Genomic DNA, 19070 nt, shown 5'->3' with positions numbered 1-19070 from the left:
TCATCGCCATGTATCACTGTCCATGGTCGTTCTCGACCGGCACCGAGCCTTGTCAACGCGGTGAACCGCGGAATCGGGGGTAGTCCGGCAGGGCGATCTTTTCGGCCGGCGGGGACAGCGCGTGCCGGGCGACGCGCTGCACGGCGGGCTTCGCGGCCGTGGCCAGCAGCGCGTTGAACACACCGATCCCGGCCCGGCTGCGCGGATGGGCGATGTGCGGCACGAACGGCGGCAGGTGCTGGGCCTGCGTGACATACGGCCGCATGATCCGCTCGTAGGATCGGAACGCGGCGCGATGCCCAGCGTGCGTCGCCAGCTCACCCGCCAGCACGTATGCCCCCACCAGGGCCAGACTGGTGCCCATGCCGCTGATGGGCGAGGCGCAGTAGCCGGCGTCACCCAGCAATGCGACCCGGCCGCTGCTCCAGCGCGGAGCGTGCACCTGGCCCACGAGTTCGAAGTAGAACTCCTCGGCGGCGTCCAGCTCGCCCAGCACCCGCGGCGCCTCCCAGCCGACGCCAGCGAAGACGTGGCGCAGCAGCTCCTTCTGCGCGGCGACCGGGAGCCGCTCGAAGCCGCGCGGCGGGCACAGGAACGACATCAGTGCGCGCGTCGTGCCGAGGTTGTCGGGGCGCAGCGCGACGACCCGACCGCCAGGTGCGTTGTGCCAGCGCGCCCACGAGCCGTCCCACCCGGCGCGTGAGATGGTGAGGTAGGCCGTGTAGAGCCCGAGCGGGGTCACCCGCACCTCATCGCCGAACACCAGCCCGCGCGTCGTGGAGCCGATGCCGTCAGCCGCGATGACCAGGTCGAAGGACTGATCGGGACGGTGCGCGAAGGAGACCCGGACCTCGTCGTCGCGGTCGTCGAGGGAGGTGACGTGGTCGCCGAAGACGTACTCGGTGTGCTCGCGGGTGCGCTCGTGCAGCAGCCGGGCCAGCTCGCCGCGCAGGATCTCCAGCTCGGCTACGAAGCCCTCCCCGCCGAACACGTCGGCGGCGAACGCGGCCCGGACGCGGTTGCGCGCATCGACGAAGGCGACCCCGTCCTCCCCGGTGCAGGCGGCCCGGGCCGCGTCCTCGATGCCCATCCGCTGGGCGACGGCGCGGCCCGCCCCGCGCAGATCGACGGTCTGGCCACCGGGGCGTATGCCCTCGTGGCGCTCGACCACCACCGCCGTCATGCCGTATTCGTGCAGCCAATGGGCGAGGGAGGGACCCGCGATGCTCGCGCCCGAGATCAGGACCCGGCGACCGGCCGTCCACGCTGTGCCCACATCCTGCGCAACGAGGGCCGGGTGGGCCGGGAACGGTCGGCTCAGCCGATGTCGATGAAGCCGTCGACCTGCCTGGCGATCCGGATCGCCGTACGCATGTGATCGGCGCGTTCCAACAGCTGGGTCAGCGGCTGCGGCTCCTGCCCGCCGTCCTCGTCCGGAGGCGGAGCGAGGCGTCGCCACTCCGCGACGAGCTGGTCGAGTTCGCGCTCCAGCGTGTCCAGGCCCGCCCCCTCGATCTGCACCCCGTGGGTGCACCCGACCTCGTACAGCGACGCCAGGATCGGCAGCCCGAGACGCTCGGCATGATCGGACCAGTGGTCGCCGATCGCCCAGTTCGCGCCCAGGAACTCGTCGAAGACCGTCAGGTCCGCGCGGTCGGCCATCCACGCGCGCAGCGCCCCGATATCCGTTGGCGCCGGCTCCTTCAAGCGCTCGCGGTCGGCGATGCGGTGCACCGAGATGTGAAAGGTCATGCGGTCATCCTGCCGCTCGGCGCGACGTGGCGGTTGCCGGCCGGTGAGGCAGGGGACCCCGTCGCGCCGGGGCAGCACCGGGCTGCGCCGGCCGTGGCGGCGGGGACTACCGTTGCCGGGTGAACCCTGATCAGCGCGCACTCATGGACGGCGACCTCGACCAGCGCGAGGAGCACCTGTCCCGGCTGCTCGACCGTGCGAAGGAAGGCGGCGACGAATCCGCGCTGGAGGCGCTGCGCGCGCTCGTCGGCGACTACCCGCACTACCACCGCTCGCTCTACTGCCGTGCGCTGAACCACGCCGCCGTGTTCGTCGACGACTCCCTGGCGGAGCCGTTGCTCGCCGCGCTGGCCGATACCCGTTACAACTGCCAGGCCTGGTCCGCGATGGGCTGTGCGGAACTGCGCCTGCCGGCGGCGGTGCCGGGCCTGCTGGCGCTGCTGGAACGCGGCGACTGGATGGGCCAGGAGCAGGCGGTACGCGCGCTCGGCCGGATCGGCGACGAGTCCGCGGTGCCCGCGCTGGCCGAGGCGCTGTGGTCCGAACCCGATTGGCTGCGCGAGCGCGCCGCCGACGCGCTGGCCGCGATCGGCGGCGACGAGGCGCTCGCGGTCCTGTGGGACGCGTTCGAGCACCGCGGCTACACCCGGATCGGCTACCTCGCGAGCGCGCTGTCGAAGTTCACGCCGAACGTCCTTCCCCGGCTGCTCGCCGCGGCCGAGGACGACGACCCGGACCTGCGGTACTGGGCGGCCGTCGCGCTTGGCTCGACCGGCGACGAGAGCGTCGTGCCGACGCTGGAACGGCTGATGGCGCAGGACAAGGGCCAGACGGTCTTCGACGGCTGGGTCAGCGTCGCGGCGAAGAAGGCCCTGCGCACCCAGCGCCGCATCCAGGCTGCGATCACCGCCCGGTCCGGGCCGGCTGCCGAGCCGGACGACGGTGGTGACCACCCGTGGACGTCGTGATCCGAGGCCGGGTCAATCGCCCGGTTCCGTCTCGGCGTCTGTGCGCAACGGCCAGGTCGTCATCTCGGCGACGCCGGCGCGCACTCTCGCCCAGTCCACGGACCGGGGTGCCGCCAGGCGCTGGGCGAGCCACCCGGAACGCCGCCCGTGTTCGAGGCGCAGCTGTTCGAGGTCGAGTTCGACGCCCGGGGGAGGTCCGGTCTTCTCCAGTTCGGTGACGCGCTCATCCATCGCCGCGATCAGCCGGCGGTCGAAGTCCGCGACCGCGGCGAAGAACTCCGCTGTCGGCACGGTGACGACCAGCCGTTCCGGGCCGTCGAAGTGGCACTCGCCGGCCGGCCGGATGTGCTGGTCGACGCTGACCAGGTCCTGCCCGTCGGTGATGTGCCGCCAGAACGTCAGGATCGGCGCGCCGACCAGATAACTGAGGTAGAGGCTGTGGTCGCCCGCCAGATCGATCGCCGCGTCGGCGGCGTCGCTCCACTCGTCCGGCCACTCCCGGGACGGCCACGAACCGGCGACGAGTTCGATGAGGTCGTCGGGCACCGGCTCGTGCAGTGCCCAGCGGAGTATCAGCAGGTCCTCCCACAGCCGGACGACGTAGTAGTCCGGGTACGGGCGCTCCAGTTCCCAGCGGGCGACGGCCTCGTCCCGGTACCGGAGCAGCTGATGCCCACCGGCCTCGATCCAGTACCAGCCGTCGGTCAGGCCGAACCAGTGCAGGTTGGCCACGTGGCTGCCCCACGGCTTCACCTCAGCCAGCGGGCGGAGTTCGAAGTGGATCCGGATGGTGTCGGCGCTCACGCGGCGTGGTCCGCGTCGCGGCGGCCGGACCAGGCGCGCCAGAGTTCGGCGTAGCGGCCGTCGGGGGTTTCGCGTAGTTCGTCGTGGGAGCCGCTCTCCACGATGCGGCCTTCGTCGAGCACGACGACGCGGTCGGCGAGTGCCGCCTGGGTGAGCCGGTGCGCGACCAGGAGTCCGGTACGCCCCTGCAGCGCGGCGACCACCGACGCCTCCAGGACCCGGGCTCCGGCGCTGCCCGCCTCGGCGGTGGCCTCGTCCAGCACGGCGACGGCCGGGTCGGCGAGCACCAGGCGGGCCAGGGCGAGCTGCTGCGCCTGCGCGGCGGTGAGCCGGTGGCCGCCCTCGCCGACCACGGTGGCCAGGCCCTCCGGCAGCGCGGCGGCCCACTCGGCGGCCCCGACCTGCTCCAGCGCGGCCGTCAGCTCGTCATCGGTGGCGTCGGGGCGGGCCAGGCGCAGGTCCTCGGCGAGCGTGCCCGCGAAGACGTACACCTCCTGCGTGATCAGGGCGACGGCGCGGCGGCCGGCCGGGTCGAGGTCGCCGATGCCGACGCCGCCGACCCGGATGCTGCCCGACGTCGGCTCGTGCACGCCCGCGACCAGCCCGGCGAGGGTGCTCTTGCCGGCGCCGCTCGCGCCGACCAGCGCGACCCGCTGCCCGGCGGGCACCGCGATGGTGACCTCGTGCAGCACGGGACGGTCGGCGGTGTAGGCGTGGCTGACCGCGTCGGCGTGCAGCGACGCGTCGGCGGGCGTACGCGGAGCCGGCGGCGCGGCAGGCTCGGGCAGGTCGGCGACGCCGACGATGCGGACCAGCGCGGCGGTCGCCGACTGCACGTCGTCGATCAGCCCGAGGGCGATGTTGACCGGCGTGAACAGGTTGTGGAAGTACAGCGCCGCCGCGGTGGCTGCGCCGATGCTGACCTCGCCGGAGCGCACCAGCAGGAAACCGGTGGCCAGCACCGCGGACAGGCCGATGAACTCGGCCAGGTTGAGCCGGGCGTAGAAGCGGGTGACCAGGTTGACGCCGCGCATGGTCAGGTCCACGGCCTCCTGCGAGCGGCCGGTGACCAGGCCGAGGTGCTGCTCGCGGCGGCGCAGCGCGCGTACCGTCGGCGCGCCGCCGATGGTCTCCAGGAGCTGCTGCTGCTGGGCGCCGACGGCGACGCGCTGGCGGGCGTACAGGGGCAGGGCGCGGCCGCCGTACCACCAGACGGTGTAGAGCTGCACGGGCGCGGCCAGCAGCGCGGCGGCCATGAAGCGCCAGTCGAGCACGGCCAGCCCGGCCAGGGTGAGGAAGATCGCCAGCAGGGACCGGGCCAGCTCGGGCAGCCCGGAGCGGACCACGGACGCGACCGCGTTGAGGTCGTTGCCGGCGCGGGAGGTCAGGTCGCCGGACCCGGCCCGCTCGACCTGGCCCAGCGGCAGCCGCAGCGCCCGGTCGAGGAAACGTTCCCGCAGCTCGGCCAGGGCGCCCTCGCCGAGCCGGGCGATGAGGGTCAGGCCCCAGGCGGTGGCCGCGCCGGACGCGACGGCGACCACGGCCAGGGCGACGACCGGGGTGGTGATCGCGGACGCGGGCGCGCCGGTGGTGACGAGGTCGACGACGTGGCCGAGCAGCGGCGCGACGAACAGCCCGACGGCGGTCGCGGAGGTCAGCACGAGCAGCCCGGCCCCGGCCAGCCACCGGCGGGGGCGCAGCAGCGTACGCAGCGCGGCGACGGTCTGCCGGCCGGTGGCGGTGGGCAGCAGTTCGCGCTGCTCGGTCATCGGGGTCCCCTCCTGGCCGGTCATGCGAGCACCGTCGCGCGGTAGCCGGTGTGCTCGCGCACGAGCTGCTCGTGGGTGCCGGACGCGGTGAGCGCGCCGTCGGCGACGAAGTGGACGGTGTCGGCGGCGGCCAGCAGCGCAGGGCTGGTGGTGATGACGACGGTGGTACGGCCCGCGCGCAGGCGGCGTACGCCGTGCACGATGCGCAGCTCGGTGACCGCGTCGACGGCCGTGGTGGGCTCGTGCAGGACCAGCACGGGGGCGTCGGCGGCCAGCGCGCGGGCCAGGGCGACGCGCTGGCGCTGCCCGCCGGACAGGGACCGGCCCCGCTCGGCGAGTGCCCCGTCGACACCGGCGGCCAGGGTCGCGGCGACCTCGTCCGCGCCGGACGCGGCCAGCGCGGCGGTGAGCAGTTCGGCTGTGCCGGTGCCGGGCGGTGCGACGGTGTCGGCGGCCCGGTGGGCCCGTTGCTGTGGCAGGGCCGCGGCGACGGCTCCGTCCGGCCGGTCCGCCGGGGTGCCACCGGGCGCGGCCGAGGTGACGACGTTGTCGCGCAGGGTGCCCTCGAACAGGTCGGCGTCGTGGGCGACGACGAGCAGCGCGGCGCGTACCGCCTCGGGGTCGAGGGCGGACAGGTCGTGGCCGTCGAGGGTGATGGTGCCGGAGTCGGGTTCGCGTTCGCGGCCGAGCAGGTCGACCAGGGCCTCGGCGTGGGCGGGGTCGGCGGTGACGACGCCGACGAGCTGCCCGGCGTCGACGTCGAGGTTGAGATCGCGCAGCCCGGCATGGGTCAGCCCGCGTACGGCCAGCCGACCGGTCACCGGGCCGGGCAGCGGGGCGTCCCCGCCGACGGCCGGGGGAGAGGACAGGACCTCGGCGATGCGGGCCGCGCTGCCCCGGCCCTGGGCCAGCTCCCCGTTGACCCAGACCAGCATCGACAGCGGCCCGATCAGGTACTGCGCCATGCCGACCGCGGCGATCAGCGCGCCGACGCTGATCGTGCCGTCGGCGGCCAGCCGCCCGCCGACCAGCGCGACGACGGCGAGGAACAGCCCGTTGACGGCGAGCAGCGTGCCGTCGTGCCAGCTCTTGGCGCGGGCGGCGTGCACGGTCGCGGTGAGCGCGGCGCGGCTGCTGAGCCGGTAGCGCTCGGCCGCGGCCCGTTCCGCGCCGATGCCCTTGAGCACGCGCAGGCCGCCGACCATGTCCGCGGCGAGCCCGGCGGTGTGCGCGATCCGGTCCTGCTCGACCTCGCTGCGCTGCTGCAGGGGACGGCCCAGCAGGTGGGCGAGGCCCATCATGAGCGGGGTGCCGAGCAGCACCAGCAGGCCGAGCGGCAGCGACACCCGCAGCAGCGCGACCGCGCCGACGACGAGGCCGAGGACGCCCGCGATGCCGAGGGGGAGCGCGAGCGCGACCATGCCGACCCGCCCGGCGTCGCTGGTGGCGACGCTGGCCAGCGCGCCCGGCAGCCGGCCGGTGTCGGCGCCGCCGCGCGCGTCGAGGACCCGGTCGGTCAGGCGTACCCGCAGCACGTGCCCGGCCTGCTCGGCGGCGCGTTCGCCCAGCCGCGCGCCGAAGCGGAAGCTGAACGACAGGGTCACGAACACCGCTCCGAGCACGCCGAGCCAGACCAGCAGCTCGGACGAGGAGCCGGTGCCGACGGCGCGGTCCACGACCAGGCCGATCACCACCGGCACCATGGCCTCACCGGCCTGGTGGCCGGTGCTGAGCAGCGCGCTGCCGGTGATCCGGCCCGCCTGCCCGCGCAGGGCCTCGCGCAGCACGCGCCCGCCGGTGAGCTGTGGCATCAGTGCGGTCATGCTGGGGAGTGTCCCAGGTAGCCGCCCATGGTGCGGAACAGGTCGGTGGCGGGCAGCTCGGTGCCGTCGTCGAGGCGTACCCGCTCGATGACCAGGCCCTTGCTCCTGCCGCGGCGGGCGTCCGCGCCCGCGACGACGGCGACGCCGTCGCCCTCGCGGTAGAAGACCCGGCCCGGGGTGCCGCCGTAGACGGCCTGTGACACGGACGCCTTGAGCACGCGGATCCGCTGCCCGCGGTAGTAGGTGTAGGCGTTCGGGTACGGGTCGCACTGGGCGCGGACCAGGCGGTCGAGTTCCTCGGCCGTCCAGGTCCAGTCGATGCGCAGGTCCTCGTCGGCGCGCTTGTGGAAGAAGCTGGCCTGCGCGCGGTCCTGCGGGGTCCAGTCGGTGCGGCCCGAGGCGATCAGGCGCAGCCCGTCGACGGTGATCGGCCCGAACAGGGCGAGCGTCTTGTGGAACAGGTCGGCGGTGGTGTCGCGCGGACCGACCGGCACGGCGCGCTGCAGCACGATGTCGCCCGCGTCGAGGGTGTCGTCCATCATGTGCGCGGTGACGCCGACCTCGGGCTCGTCGTTGAGCAGCGCCCAGATCAGCGGTGAGAAGCCGGCGTACTTCGGCAGCAGCGAGTCGTGGATGTTCAGGGTGCCGTGCCGGGGCAGGGTGAAGACCTGCGGCGGGATCCAGGTGCGCCAGTTGGTGGCCACGATGACGTCGAGGTCGGCCTCCTTGAGCGCGGCCATCAGCTCCTCGTCGTCGGGGCGCTCGCGGATCAGGACGGGCACGCCGTTCTCGGTGGCGAGGTCGGCGACGGAGTCGCTCCAGATGCGCTCGTACGCGTGCTCGCTCTTCGGGTGCGTGACGACGAGGACCACCTCGAGGTCGGGTGCCTCCAGCAGCGCCTGGAGCGTGCGGTGCCCCCAGGTCTGGTAACCGAACATCGCGACCCGCATGGGTGCCCTCCTCTGGATCGAAGCGAAAGGCAAGGCTTACCTTGCTAAGGTAACCCTAATGTAATCAGCGGGAGCCGCACACGGAAGGGGTATATGTCCACCTCGGACGCACATCTCCACGATCTCGCAGGGATCGGATTCGGCCCTTCCAACCTGGCCCTGGCCATCGCGTTACGCGAGCTGGCGCAGCCGGTGGACGCGGTGTTCCTGGAGAAGCAGCCGCGGTTCGGCTGGTCGTGGCCACCGGACTGGAGGCCCGGATGCCCGACGGCATCCGCCCCGGCCCACGCGTCTGGCACAGCCGCGACCTGCTGCGCCGCCTGCACCGGACGTACCCGCAGGCCGAGGTGTGCGCGGTGTTCGCCAAGTACGGCTACACCCCCGCCGACGACAGCCCGTTCGCCAACCGCATCTTCGATCCCGCCGCCGTCGACCACTTCTACGACGCGCCCGAGCCGGTCAAGCGGATGCTGATGGACTACCACGGCTCCACCAACTACTCGGTCGTCGACCTGGACGTCATCCAGGGCCTCTACCGCCGCATGTACCAGGAGAAGGTGCTCGGCCGGGAGCGGCTGCGCTTCATGCACGCCTCCCGGGTGGTGGACCTCGTCGAGGAGGCGGACCGGGTCCGGGTGACCGTCGAGTTCCTGCCGACCGGCGAGCGCATCGTGCTGGAGGCCGACGCCGTGGTCTGGGCGACCGGCTACCGCAGCAACGACCCGTTGCAGCTGCTCGGCGAGCTGGGCGAGCACTGCCTGCGCCGCGCGGACGGGCAGCTTCAGGCCGAGCGCGACCACCGCGTCGCGACCGGCGGTGACGTGCGCTGCGCCATCTACGTGCAGGGCCCGACCGAGCACACCCACGGCATCAGCTCGACGCTGCTGTCCAACACGGCCGTTCGGGCCGGTGAGATCGTGCGCTCGCTGACCCGCACCGCGGTTCCCGCCCTCGCCGGATAAGAGGTGTCTCCGCGTGCGGCTACATCTTTTTTGATGTGGCCACATCAAAAAAGATGTAGCCGCACGCAGGGATGCCCGCTGTTCGGCCGTCACCGAACGTGACGGATCAGCGGGCGGCCGGCTGCGCGGGGACGGGCGCGGTGCGAGCGGTGCGGCGCCGGTGACGATCCGCTGGTACGACCATCGGCGTGCCGGTCTGCGGGTCGGTCATCACCTGGCTGGCGACGCCGAAGACGTGCTCGACCAGCTCGGCCGTCATCACCGCCGCAGGCGCGCCCTGGGCGACGATCTCGCCGCAGCGCATGACGACCAGGTCGGTGGCGTAGCGGCAGGCCTGGTTGAGGTCGTGCAGCACGGCGACCACGGTGCGGCCCTGCTCGTGCAGCTCCGCGCACAGGTCGAGGACCTCGAACTGGTGCGCCAGGTCCAGGAACGTCGTGGGCTCGTCGAGCAGCAGGATCGGGGTCTGCTGGGCCAGCGCGACGGCCAGCCACACCCGCTGGCGCTGCCCGCCGGACAGCTCGTCGACGAACCGGTCGGCCAGCTCGGACACCTCGGTCACGGCCATCGCCTCGCGTACCGCCGCCGCGTCGTCGGCCGACCACTGCCGCAGCAGCCGCTGGTGGGCGAAGCGGCCCCGGGCGACCAGGTCCTCCACCGCGATCCCGGCCGGCACGACCGGTGACTGCGGCAGCATGCCCAGCTGCTTGGCGACCTGGCGCGAGGGCAGCGAGGCGATCGCCGCGCCGTCGAGGTAGACCGTGCCGGCCTGCGGCTTGAGCACCCGTGCCAGGGACTTGAGCAGCGTGGACTTGCCGCAGGCGTTCGGCCCGACGATGACCGTGAACGACCCGTCGGCGATCTCGACGCCGAGATTCCGGGCCACGACGCGCCGGTCGTACGCCAGAGTCAGGTTCTCGGCCCGCAGCCGTGCCCGCATCGCTCGCTCCTTCGTGCTCATCGGCCGCGCCGCCACTCACGGGCCAGCAGCCAGGTCAGGTAGAGCCCGCCGATCGCGGCGGTGACCACGCCGGCGGGGATGTCGTTGTCGGGCAGCACGCGCTGCGCCGCCCAGTCGCTGCCCGACAACAGCGCCGCGCCCATCGCCGCGGCGGGCAGGATGCCGGGCCCGGGGGAGCGGGTCAGCCGCGCGGCGAGCTGCGGGGCGGCCAGCGCCACGAACGCGATCGGGCCCGCGGCGGCCGTCGCGCCCGCGGCCAGCCCCACACTGGCCAGGGCGAGCACGGCCCGGCTGCGCTCGACGCGTACGCCGTGCAGGGTCGCGGTGTCGTCGCCCAGCGCGAGCATGTTCAGGTGCCGTCCGTAGTGGAGGACCACGGGCAGCAGCGCGGCGAGCGTCAGCGCGACGATGGTGACCTCGGTCCAGCCGCGGCCGCTGAGGCTGCCGATGAGCCACACCTGCGCGGCCAGCGCCTCGTCCAGCCGGCCCTTCACGATCAGGTACGAGTTGACCGCCTCCAGCAGGGCGGACACGCCGACGCCCATCAGGATCAGGCGGAACGGCTGGGTGCCGCCGCGGAAGGCGAGCAGGTAGATCGCGATCGAGGTGAGCACGCACCCGGCGATCGCGCCGGCGGCGACCTGCCCGCCGCTGCCGTCGAGCAGCAGGATCACCACGAGCGCGCCGGTGGCCGCGCCGACGGTCAGGCCGACGAAGTCGGGGCTGCCCAGCGGGTTGCGGGTCAGGCCTTGGAACACCGCGCCGCTCGCGCCCAGCGCCGCGCCGACCAGCAGTGCCACCAGCGCCCGGGGCAGCCGCAGCTCGTGCACGATGAAGTCGGTGCCCGGATCGCCCTGCCCGACCAGGCTGCGCAGCACATCCCCGACCGGGATCGGGAAGTCCCCACTGGACAGGTTGACGACGGCGATCGCGGCGGCTGCCAGCAGCAGCACAGCACCGACGAGCAGCGCCCGCGCGGGCAGCCGCAGCGAGAGCGCGCCACCAGGGCTGCGCAATACGATCTGCCGAGCGCGGGCGCGGCCCGGCGCTGCGGCGTCCGGCTCGGTGATCATGTTCACAGGCTCCCCAGCTTCCGGCGGCGGCACAGGGCGATGAAGACCGGCGCGCCCAGGAACGCGGTGACGATGCCGACCTGCAGCTCCGACGGGGCGGTCAGCACCCGGCCGAGCACGTCCGCGCCGAGCAGCAGGATCGGGCCCAGCACCACGGCGTAGGCGAGGATCCAGCGGTGGTCGGGGCCGGTGACCAGGCGCGCGATGTACGGCACGGCCAGGCCGAGGAACCAGATCGGGCCGCAGGCGGCGGTCGCCGCGCCGCACAGCAGCGTGATCGCGGCGACGCCGAGCAGGCGGATGCGGCCCGGGTGCGCGCCCAGCGCGGTGGCGGCCTCGTCGCCCATGCTCAGGGCGTTGAGCCGGCCGCCCAGGCTCAGCGTGAGCAGGATCCCGGCGATCAGGAACGGCGCGACGCGGAGCAGGGTGTCACCGTCGCGATCGGCCAGCGAGCCGACGTCCCAGTGCCGGTAGCGGTCGAACGTGCCGCGGTTGGTGACCAGCACCGCCCAGACCAGCGCGCCGAGCACGGCGGTGATGGACACTCCGGCCAGCACCTGCCGTTCCGGGGTGGGGAAGCGCCCGGACCCGCCGAGGGCGAACACGGCCGTCGCGGTCAGCGCGGCCCCGCCGAAGGCGAACCACACGTACGCGCTGGGCGAGGTCAGGCCGAGGAACGCGATGGCGACGACGACGCCCGAGGACGCGCCCAGGTTCACCCCGAGCAGGCCGGGTTCGGCCAGCGGGTTGCGGGTCAGCGCCTGCATCAGCGCCCCGGCCAGCCCGAGCGCCGCTCCGACCCCGAGGCCGAGCAGCGTACGGGGGATCCGCAGCTGGTGCACGATGTCCGACTGCGCAGAGCCGTCGTCGTGCCAGAGCACCTGCCACACGGTGCCGAGCGCAATGGTGCGGCTGCCGACCGCGATGCTCAGCGCGAACACGCCGGCCAGCGCGAGCACGCCGAGCACCAGCCCGCCGCGCCGCCAGGCGTGGCCCGCGCGCGGCGTACGGACCGCCGCGGGCGGCGCGGGCAGCACGCCGGTCGTCTGGGTCATCACCGCTCCTTCTGCTCAACCCCGAGTTGGAGATTAGGGGAGGCTAACCTATGCTCCTCGGCGGGAACCGCCAGGGGGCGGTCCCACCAGCAAAGAAAGGAACAACCGTGCGGCTTCTCTCATCCGCCCGCGCGCTGACGGCCACCGCCACCGCGGTGCTCCTCGGCCTCGGCCTCGCCGCGTGCGGCACCGATCAGGAGCCGTCCGGCACCTCCGGCAGCCAGGGCGCGACCTCCGCCGCGTTCCCCGTGTCGATCGAGCACAAGTACGGCACCACCGAGATCAAGGCAGAGCCCAAGCGGGTCGTCGTGGTCGGCCTCGTCGAGCAGGACGCGCTGCTGTCGCTGGGTGTCGTGCCCGTCGCCACCACCGAGTGGTTCGGCGGGCACCCGGGCGCGGTCTGGCCGTGGGCGACCGACGAGCTGGGCTCGGCGGCCAAGCCGGAGGTGCTCACCAACACCGACGGCATCAAGTTCGAGAAGGTCGCCGCGCTGCGCCCCGACCTGATCGTGGGCCTGTACTCGAACCTCACCGCCGAGGACTACGCCACCCTGTCGAAGATCGCGCCGACGCTGGCCCAGCCCAAGGACACCATCGACTACGGCGTCTCCTGGCAGCAGGCGACCCGCATCGTCGGCGCCGCCGTCGGCCGCAAGGAGCAGGCCGAGAAGGTCGTCGCCGACGTCGAGGCCAAGTTCGCCGCCGCCAAGGCCGCCAACCCGAAGTTCGCCGGGGCCACCGCGCTCGTCGCCACCGAGTGGCAGGGCTACTACGTGTACGGCGCGCAGGACCCGCGCGGCCGCCTGCTGCAGGACCTCGGCTTCACGATGCCCGCGGGCCTCGACGCGATCACCGGCAAGGAGTTCGGCAAGAGCATCAGCCGCGAGCGCACCGACCTGCTCGACACCGACGTGCTGATCTGGCTCGTCGACAAGCACGACGCCGACAAGGCCAAGCTCCACGCCGACCCGCTGTACGCCAAGCTCGACGTGAAGGCCCAGGCCCGCGAGGTGTTCCTGGAGAACGGCGAGCTGCTCGGCGGCGCCACCTCGTTCATCACCCCGCTCAGCCTGCCGTACCTGCTCGACGGCCTGGTGCCGCAGCTGGCCGCGGCCGTCGACGGCGACCCGGCGACCGAGGTCAAGCGCGCGCAGTGACACCGTGACCGAGACGGGGTGGGCGACATTCGCCCACCCCGTTTTCCGTACTCGCGTTGACGGGCGCTCGCCGCCGGGTAATGGTGATCACATGCCCAAAGACGGTGAGACCCGCGACGGGGTGGCGCTGACCAACCTCGACCAGCCCCTGTTCGACGAGGCCGGCGCGACCAAACGCGACCTGGTGGACTACCTGGACGCGGTACACGAGCGGATCATCCCCGCGTTGCGGGACCGGGCGCTGTCGGTGATCCGGATCCGCCCCGGGCAGCCGGCGTTCATGCAGAAGAACCTGCCCAAGTACACGCCGGACTGGGTGCCCCGAGCCGCGGTCTGGGCCGAGGCCTCGCACCGCGAGGTGACGTACGCCCTGGGCAACGACCGGCGCACGCTGATCTGGTTCGCCAACCAGCGGGCCGTGGAGTATCACGCGGCCCTGGCGCTGGTGGGGTCGCCGCTGTCGCCGACGCACCTGATCCTCGACCTCGACCCGCCGGAGGGCGACGACACCTTCGGCAAGGCGGTGCAGGGCGCGCTGCTGGTGCGCCAGGCGCTGGCCGACTGCGGGCTCGACGGCGCGGTCAAGACCAGCGGCAGCAAGGGCGTGCACGTGTTCGTGCCCCTCGACGGCAAGGCCGACCCGGAGGAGGTCGCCGCCGCGACCCGGGCCGTGGCCGCGCGTGCCGAACGGCTCGACCCGAAACTCGCCACCACCGCGTTCATCCGCGAGGACCGCCACGGCAAGGTCTTCCTCGACGCCACCCGCTCCGGCGGCGCGACCGTCGTCGCCGTATACAGCCCCCGCATCCGCCCCGGCCTGCCGGTGTCCTGCCCAGTGGCCTGGACGGACCTGGAGAACGTCACCCCCGCCGACTTCACCATCCGCACAGTGCCCGACCTGGTCGCCAAGTCCGACCCCTGGGCCGACGCGATGCCCGCCCCGCAGGCCCTGCCCGCCGACCTCATCGCAGAGGGCCACACCATCCCCATCGCCCGCGTCCAGGCCATGCACGAGGGCAAACGCCGCGCCAAAGCCCGCCGCGAAGCCGAAGGGCAGGAGTGACGGTCAGGCGGTGCGGAGGGTGAGTTCGGTGATCTCGCTCGGGGCGAAGACGCGCAGGGGCGGGCCCCAGAAGCCGGTGCCGCGGCTGGTGTAGAGCTGGGTGCGCTCGCCGTGGCGGGACAGGCCCTGCACCGCGGGCTGGTCCAGGCGCACCAGGTAGTGGAAGGGCCAGATCTGGCCGCCGTGGGTGTGGCCGGAGATCTGCAGGTCGACGCCGTGCGCGACGGCCGCGGTGATCTGCTTGGGCTGGTGGGCCAGCAGCAGCACCGGCAGGTCCGGGTCGGCCCCGGCCAGCGCGGCCGCGTGGTCCATCGAGTGGCCGGTGCGCGAGTGCGACGCGGTGATGTCGTCGACGCCCGCCACGACGAGCCGGTCACCGCCCCGCTCGACGACCAGGTGCCGGTTGTGCAGGCACTCCCAGCCCAGGTGCTGCATGTGCGCGAGCCAGCCCTCGGCCTCGCCGTAGTACTCGTGGTTGCCGGTCACGTAGGTGCGGGCCAGCTTGGCGCGGATGTCGCCGAGCGGCGCGGCCTGCGCGGTGCGCTGCGCGACGGTGCCGTCGGCGATGTCGCCGGTGTGGCAGACGATGTCCGGGTCCAGCGCGTTGACCGCCCTGGTCACCCCGGCTGACCAGCGGGAGCGCTCGATCGGGCCGTAGTGCGTGTCGGTCAGCAGGACGACCTTCAGGCCGTCGAGCCCCTTGCCGAGCCGGGGCAGGACCACCTCGACCCGGCGGACGCGGGGCACCCGCATCGCCTCGGCGTACCCCCAGACGACCAGGACCAGCGCGATCACCGCGACCGCGGCGGCCGTGATCCGGGAGCGCAGCGGGTCGGCGACGCCGCCGAGCGCCAGCGCGCCGCGCAGCACGTTGCCGAGCACGGACCACACGAACAGCACCCAGATCACGCCGAGCGTCGTGTCGGCGATCCGCGACGCCCAGTCGTTGCCCCGGGCGTGGCCCTGGAACATCAGCACCGGGAACGCCAGCGCGGCGACGGCGAACAGGGCGGTGCCCGCGGCGACCACCGGGGTCGGCCAGTGGGCGCCGGCCAGCAGCAGCGTCCACCAGGGCACGCCGAACAGCAGCCCCAGCACGGTGGTCACGGTCAGGCCGAACAGCAGCGGTCGCAGGGACCGCCGTGCCGGGGCGGCCTGGACGGCCTCGCCAGTCGACACGCGTACTCCTTCAAAGGTCGGACTGCCAAGCATGCCACGCCCCCACCAACCCCGCCCCGCGTCGACGCGCAGGCCTTCCGATCTAGAAGAGTTGTGGTCGTCAGGGCGACCACAACTCTTCTAGATCCATTTACGGGAGGTGGGGGCGAGGTGGGGGCGGGGGCGAGGTAGAACGGTGTGGTGATGATTCGTTGTGGGGTCGGCCGGTGAAGCGCGTGTTGGTGACCGGGGCCGCGGGACGGCTCGGGCGGGCCACGCTCGACCTGCTCGCCCGGGAAGGCGTCGCCGCGACGGCGCTTGACCTGCACGACGCCGGTGACCTCCCGGCAGCGCGGGTCGTGGTGGGCGACACGGGCGAGGCGGCGGTGGTGCGCGAGGCGCTGTCGGGGGTGGACGCGGTGGTGCACTGCGCCGCGATCCCCGCGCCGACGCTCGGCACGGCCGAGGAGGTGTTCTGCGGGAACACCCGCAGCACGTTCGTCGTGCTGGAGCAGGCCGCGCAGGCGGGAGTGACCCGGGCGGTGCTGGCGGGCAGCCAGTCCGCGCTGGGTTTCGCCTGGTCGCCGGAGCCGATCGCGCCGCTGTACCTGCCCGTCGACGAGGCGCACCCGCTGCTGGCGGCGGACCCGTACGCGCTGAGCAAGCAGGTCGACGAGCAGATCGGCCAGATGATGGCCCGCCGCTACGGCATGACCGTGGTGACGCTGCGCTTCCCGCTGCTCGGCGGCCTGACCGAGCGCCTGCCCACGTTCGCCTCGCATTACCGCGCCGACCCGGTGCAGGGCGCCCGCTCGCTGTGGGCCTACCTGGAGGACCGCGACGCGGCGACGGCGAACTGGCTGGCGCTGACCAGGCCGCTGTCCGGCGCGCACGAGATCTACGTGGCCGCCCCGATCACCCTGGCCGCGCTGCCGACCGAGGAACTGCTCGACCGGTTCCACCCGGGGGTGCCGCGGCGGGCGGAGTTCCCGGGCCGCGCCGTGCCGTTCGACCTGTCCCTGTCGGGCCGCCTGCTGGGCCTGGTCCCGGAGCACCTCTACGCCTGACTCCGTGAGGTATGCCTTGCCTAATTCATCGGCATGGATGAGAATTCCATTCACGACCTACGCTGAAAGCGGCCCCGTATTGGCAAGCCGAATGGCGTAGGTTAGCCTAACCTAAGTGCTGGCGAGGAAGCTCGCCGGCGATGCTTAGGAACGGGACCGCAATGACAGAACAATCGTTTGGCGGGGACGTCGTCCATGACATCGTGGGCGTGGGATTCGGTCCGTCCAACCTGGCCCTGGCCGTCGCCGCCGCGGAGAGCCCGGCTCCGGTCAGCGCGGTCTTCCTGGAGCGGCAGGCCGCCTTCGGTTGGCACCGCGGCATGCTGCTCGACGACGCCACGATGCAGGTCTCGTTCATGAAGGACCTGGTCACCCTGCGCAACCCGGCGAGCCGGTTCAGCTTCCTGTGCTACCTGCACAGCCGGGGCCGGCTCATCGACTTCATCAACCACAAGAGCCTGTACCCGCTGCGCGTGGAGTTCCACGACTACCTGGAATGGGCGGCGGCGCAGGTCAGCGGCATGGTCCGCTACGGCCACGAGGTCGTCGACGTGCACCCGGTGTACGAGCGCGGCCGCGCCGACCACCTCATGGTGGTGGCCCAGGGACCGCGTACCGCGACGGCGCTGCGCGCCCGCAACGTGGTCTTCGCGACCGGCCTGTCCCCGCAGCTGCCCGACGGGGTCACCCCGTCGGCGCGGGTCTGGCACACCCAGGACCTGCTGCACCAGGTCGGGCACTGGTCCGGCGCGAAGCGGTTCGTGGTGGTCGGCGCGGGGCAGAGCGCGGCCGAGGCGACCGCGTTCCTGCACGAGCGATTCCCCGGGGCCGAGGTCTGCGCGGTCTTCTCCCGGTACGGCTACAGCCCCGCCGACGACAGCCCGTTCGCCAACCGCATCTTCGACCCGGGCGCGGTCGACGACTTCTTCACCGCCCCGCCGCAGACCAAGCGGCTGCTGCTGGACTACCACCGCAGCACCAACTACTCGGTCGTCGACCTCGACCTCATCAACGACCTGTACCGTCGCGTCTACCAGGAGAAGGTGCTCGGCCAGGAGCGGCTGCGCATCCTCAACGCGAGCCGGCTGACCGGCGTGCGCGACGGCGGCGACCGGGTCCAGGTCGAGGTGTCCTCGCTGCTGACCGGGGAGCGGACGGAGCTGGACGCGGACATCCTGGTGTGCGCCACCGGCTACCGCCAGGCCGATCCGTCGGGCCTGCTCGGCGACCTCGCCGGGCACCTGCGCCGCGACGGCGACGGCCGGCTGGTCGCCGGGCGCGACTACCGGCTGTCCACCGGGTCCGATCTGGCCTGCGGCGTCTACCTGCAGGGCGGCACTGAGCACTCGCACGGCCTCACGTCCTCGCTGCTGTCGGCGACCGCGGTACGGGCGGGGGAGATCCTGCAGTCCGTTCTCGACCACCGGGACGGCCCGGCCGCGACGCTGACCGCCGAGGTGCCGGCCCTGATCACCCGCCCGAGGGTGGCCGCGGCGCAACCGGCCGTGCTGGGTGGAGCAGTGTGATGATCTGTGCGTAGCACTTCCGTGGCGCTGGGTGTGGCCTGACCGGACAGCGCGGGTCTATGCTTTCCGCTGCATCACCACGACGGTCAATGGAGGCGTCAGTGTCGCAGGGCGGCGGTCCGGGTGCGGGTGGCGAGGAGGTCGCGCCTCCGGGCGTCGACACGAGCACACCGCACTCGGCGCGGATGTACGACTGGTGGCTGGGCGGCAAGGACAACTTCGCCGCCGACCGGGCGATGGGTGACGCGTTCATCCAGGCGATCCCCACCATCAAGACGATGGCCAAGGAGAACCGGAAGTTCCTCGGCCGTGCGGTGAAGTACCTGGTCGCCGACGCGGGCATCCGGCAGTTCCTCGACATCGGCACCGGCATCCCGACCCGGCCCAACCTGCACGAGGACGCGCAGGCCATCGCACCGGAGACCCGGGTGGTCTACGTGGACAACGACCCGATCGTGCTGGCCCACGCGCGGGCGCTGCTGGTCAGCTCGGAAGAGGGCCGCAGCGAGTACATCCACGCCGACCTGCGCAAGCCGCAGGAGATCCTGTCGGATCCGGCGCTGCTGCAGACCCTGGACCTGAGCAAGCCGGTGGCGCTGATGATGGTCGCGGTGCTGATGCTGCTCAAGGACGCCGAGGACCCGTGGGGTCACACCCGCGAGCTGATGGACGCGCTGCCCTCGGGCAGCTACCTCGTCATCACCCACCCCGGCCGGGAGTTCGACGAGCAGGCCATGGAGGTCATCCGCTCCTCGGCCGAGCGCGGCGGCATGACGGTCATCCCGCGTACGAAGGTGGACGTGGCCCGGTTCTTCGAGGGCTGGGACCTGGTCGAGCCGGGTGTCGTGCCGGTGATGGCCTGGCACCCCGAGACGGAGCCCGCCGACCCGAACGCGGCCTTCTACTGGGCGGGCATGGCCCGCAAGCGCTGACCTGGGTCGCTGTACAGCCGGTCGGCGAAGCCGACCCGCCGCGGGGCGGG

The 19070-nt window shown here is 73.0% G+C and carries 17 protein-coding genes and 1 pseudogene; 8 read left to right on the top strand and 10 right to left on the bottom strand.

Going from position 1 to position 19070, the window contains the following annotated elements:
• Positions 1–52: 52 nt before the first annotated feature.
• Positions 53–1276 carry an FAD-dependent monooxygenase gene (locus Cco03nite_RS28540; RefSeq protein WP_203695556.1) on the bottom strand — a complete coding sequence of 408 codons (1224 nt, stop codon included), beginning with the start codon at positions 1274–1276 and terminating at the stop codon, positions 53–55.
• A 41-nt stretch (positions 1277–1317) separates the two neighbouring features.
• Complete coding sequence (locus Cco03nite_RS28535; RefSeq protein WP_203695554.1) at positions 1318–1752, bottom strand: hypothetical protein; 435 nt, start codon at positions 1750–1752, stop codon at positions 1318–1320.
• 119 nt (positions 1753–1871) lie between these two features.
• Between Cco03nite_RS28535 and Cco03nite_RS28530 the strand changes: the two genes are divergently transcribed.
• On the top strand, positions 1872–2720 hold the full coding sequence (locus Cco03nite_RS28530; protein WP_203695552.1) for a HEAT repeat domain-containing protein: 849 nt from the start codon (positions 1872–1874) through the stop codon (positions 2718–2720).
• A gap of 12 nt (positions 2721–2732) precedes the next feature.
• Here the strand turns inward: Cco03nite_RS28530 and Cco03nite_RS28525 are convergent, their stop codons facing one another.
• Genes Cco03nite_RS28525 through Cco03nite_RS28510 form a run of 4 tightly spaced genes read right to left on the bottom strand, consistent with a single transcriptional unit; the run spans position 2733 to position 8066 of the window.
• Positions 2733–3524 (bottom strand): DUF5984 family protein, encoded by a 792-nt coding sequence (locus Cco03nite_RS28525; RefSeq protein WP_203695550.1) that lies wholly within the window; start codon positions 3522–3524, stop codon positions 2733–2735.
• A complete protein-coding gene (locus Cco03nite_RS28520) occupies positions 3521–5317 on the bottom strand; it encodes an ABC transporter ATP-binding protein (RefSeq protein WP_239167733.1) in 1797 nt (598 codons plus the stop codon). The genes Cco03nite_RS28525 and Cco03nite_RS28520 overlap by 4 nt, the downstream gene beginning before the upstream one ends.
• The gene (locus Cco03nite_RS28515; RefSeq protein WP_239167732.1) at positions 5314–7116 is read right to left on the bottom strand and encodes an ABC transporter ATP-binding protein; all 1803 of its coding nucleotides are present in this window, start codon (positions 7114–7116) and stop codon (positions 5314–5316) included. Before Cco03nite_RS28515 ends, Cco03nite_RS28520 begins: the two co-directional genes overlap by 4 nt.
• Positions 7113–8066 (bottom strand): methionyl-tRNA formyltransferase, encoded by a 954-nt coding sequence (locus Cco03nite_RS28510; RefSeq protein WP_203695548.1) that lies wholly within the window; start codon positions 8064–8066, stop codon positions 7113–7115. The genes Cco03nite_RS28515 and Cco03nite_RS28510 overlap by 4 nt, the downstream gene beginning before the upstream one ends.
• A gap of 93 nt (positions 8067–8159) precedes the next feature.
• Here Cco03nite_RS28510 and Cco03nite_RS42580 point away from each other — a divergent pair.
• Positions 8160–8246, top strand: a pseudogene (locus tag Cco03nite_RS42580) (SidA/IucD/PvdA family monooxygenase); the annotation flags it as partial.
• Positions 8247–8302: 56 nt separating this feature from the next.
• Positions 8303–9028 carry a SidA/IucD/PvdA family monooxygenase gene (locus Cco03nite_RS28505; protein WP_239167731.1) on the top strand — a complete coding sequence of 242 codons (726 nt, stop codon included), beginning with the start codon at positions 8303–8305 and terminating at the stop codon, positions 9026–9028.
• 106 nt (positions 9029–9134) lie between these two features.
• Here the strand turns inward: Cco03nite_RS28505 and Cco03nite_RS28500 are convergent, their stop codons facing one another.
• The 3 genes from Cco03nite_RS28500 to Cco03nite_RS28490 are packed head-to-tail and all read right to left on the bottom strand — an operon-like array spanning position 9135 to position 12117.
• Positions 9135–9968 (bottom strand): ABC transporter ATP-binding protein, encoded by an 834-nt coding sequence (locus Cco03nite_RS28500; RefSeq protein WP_203695546.1) that lies wholly within the window; start codon positions 9966–9968, stop codon positions 9135–9137.
• 17 nt (positions 9969–9985) lie between these two features.
• A complete protein-coding gene (locus Cco03nite_RS28495) occupies positions 9986–11062 on the bottom strand; it encodes a FecCD family ABC transporter permease (RefSeq protein ID WP_203695544.1) in 1077 nt (358 codons plus the stop codon).
• Between the two features lie 2 nt (positions 11063–11064).
• On the bottom strand, positions 11065–12117 hold the full coding sequence (locus tag Cco03nite_RS28490; RefSeq protein ID WP_203695542.1) for a FecCD family ABC transporter permease: 1053 nt from the start codon (positions 12115–12117) through the stop codon (positions 11065–11067).
• 107 nt (positions 12118–12224) lie between these two features.
• Here Cco03nite_RS28490 and Cco03nite_RS28485 point away from each other — a divergent pair, with 107 nt between their 5' ends.
• Both Cco03nite_RS28485 and Cco03nite_RS28480 read left to right on the top strand, forming a co-directional pair.
• Positions 12225–13274 carry an ABC transporter substrate-binding protein gene (locus tag Cco03nite_RS28485; protein WP_239167730.1) on the top strand — a complete coding sequence of 350 codons (1050 nt, stop codon included), beginning with the start codon at positions 12225–12227 and terminating at the stop codon, positions 13272–13274.
• 91 nt (positions 13275–13365) lie between these two features.
• Complete coding sequence (locus Cco03nite_RS28480; RefSeq protein WP_203695538.1) at positions 13366–14337, top strand: DNA polymerase domain-containing protein; 972 nt, start codon at positions 13366–13368, stop codon at positions 14335–14337.
• Positions 14338–14340: 3 nt separating this feature from the next.
• Here Cco03nite_RS28480 and Cco03nite_RS28475 read toward each other — a convergent pair whose 3' ends face one another.
• Positions 14341–15516 (bottom strand): metallophosphoesterase, encoded by a 1176-nt coding sequence (locus Cco03nite_RS28475; protein WP_239167729.1) that lies wholly within the window; start codon positions 15514–15516, stop codon positions 14341–14343.
• A 206-nt stretch (positions 15517–15722) separates the two neighbouring features.
• Here Cco03nite_RS28475 and Cco03nite_RS28470 point away from each other — a divergent pair, with 206 nt between their 5' ends.
• From Cco03nite_RS28470 to Cco03nite_RS28460, 3 genes are all read left to right on the top strand, one after another.
• A complete protein-coding gene (locus tag Cco03nite_RS28470) occupies positions 15723–16562 on the top strand; it encodes an NAD-dependent epimerase/dehydratase family protein (RefSeq protein WP_203695534.1) in 840 nt (279 codons plus the stop codon).
• A 161-nt stretch (positions 16563–16723) separates the two neighbouring features.
• The gene (locus Cco03nite_RS28465) at positions 16724–18088 is read left to right on the top strand and encodes a lysine N(6)-hydroxylase/L-ornithine N(5)-oxygenase family protein (protein ID WP_203695532.1); all 1365 of its coding nucleotides are present in this window, start codon (positions 16724–16726) and stop codon (positions 18086–18088) included.
• Between the two features lie 89 nt (positions 18089–18177).
• Positions 18178–19020, top strand: a complete 843-nt coding sequence (locus tag Cco03nite_RS28460; protein ID WP_203695530.1) for an SAM-dependent methyltransferase — start codon at positions 18178–18180, stop codon at positions 19018–19020.
• Positions 19021–19070 lie beyond the last annotated feature (50 nt).

Source organism: Catellatospora coxensis (assembly GCF_016862635.1).
GTDB lineage: Bacteria > Actinomycetota > Actinomycetes > Mycobacteriales > Micromonosporaceae > Catellatospora > Catellatospora coxensis.
Note: the sequence above shows the minus strand (reverse complement) of the source record. Positions and strands in the feature narration are given on the sequence as shown.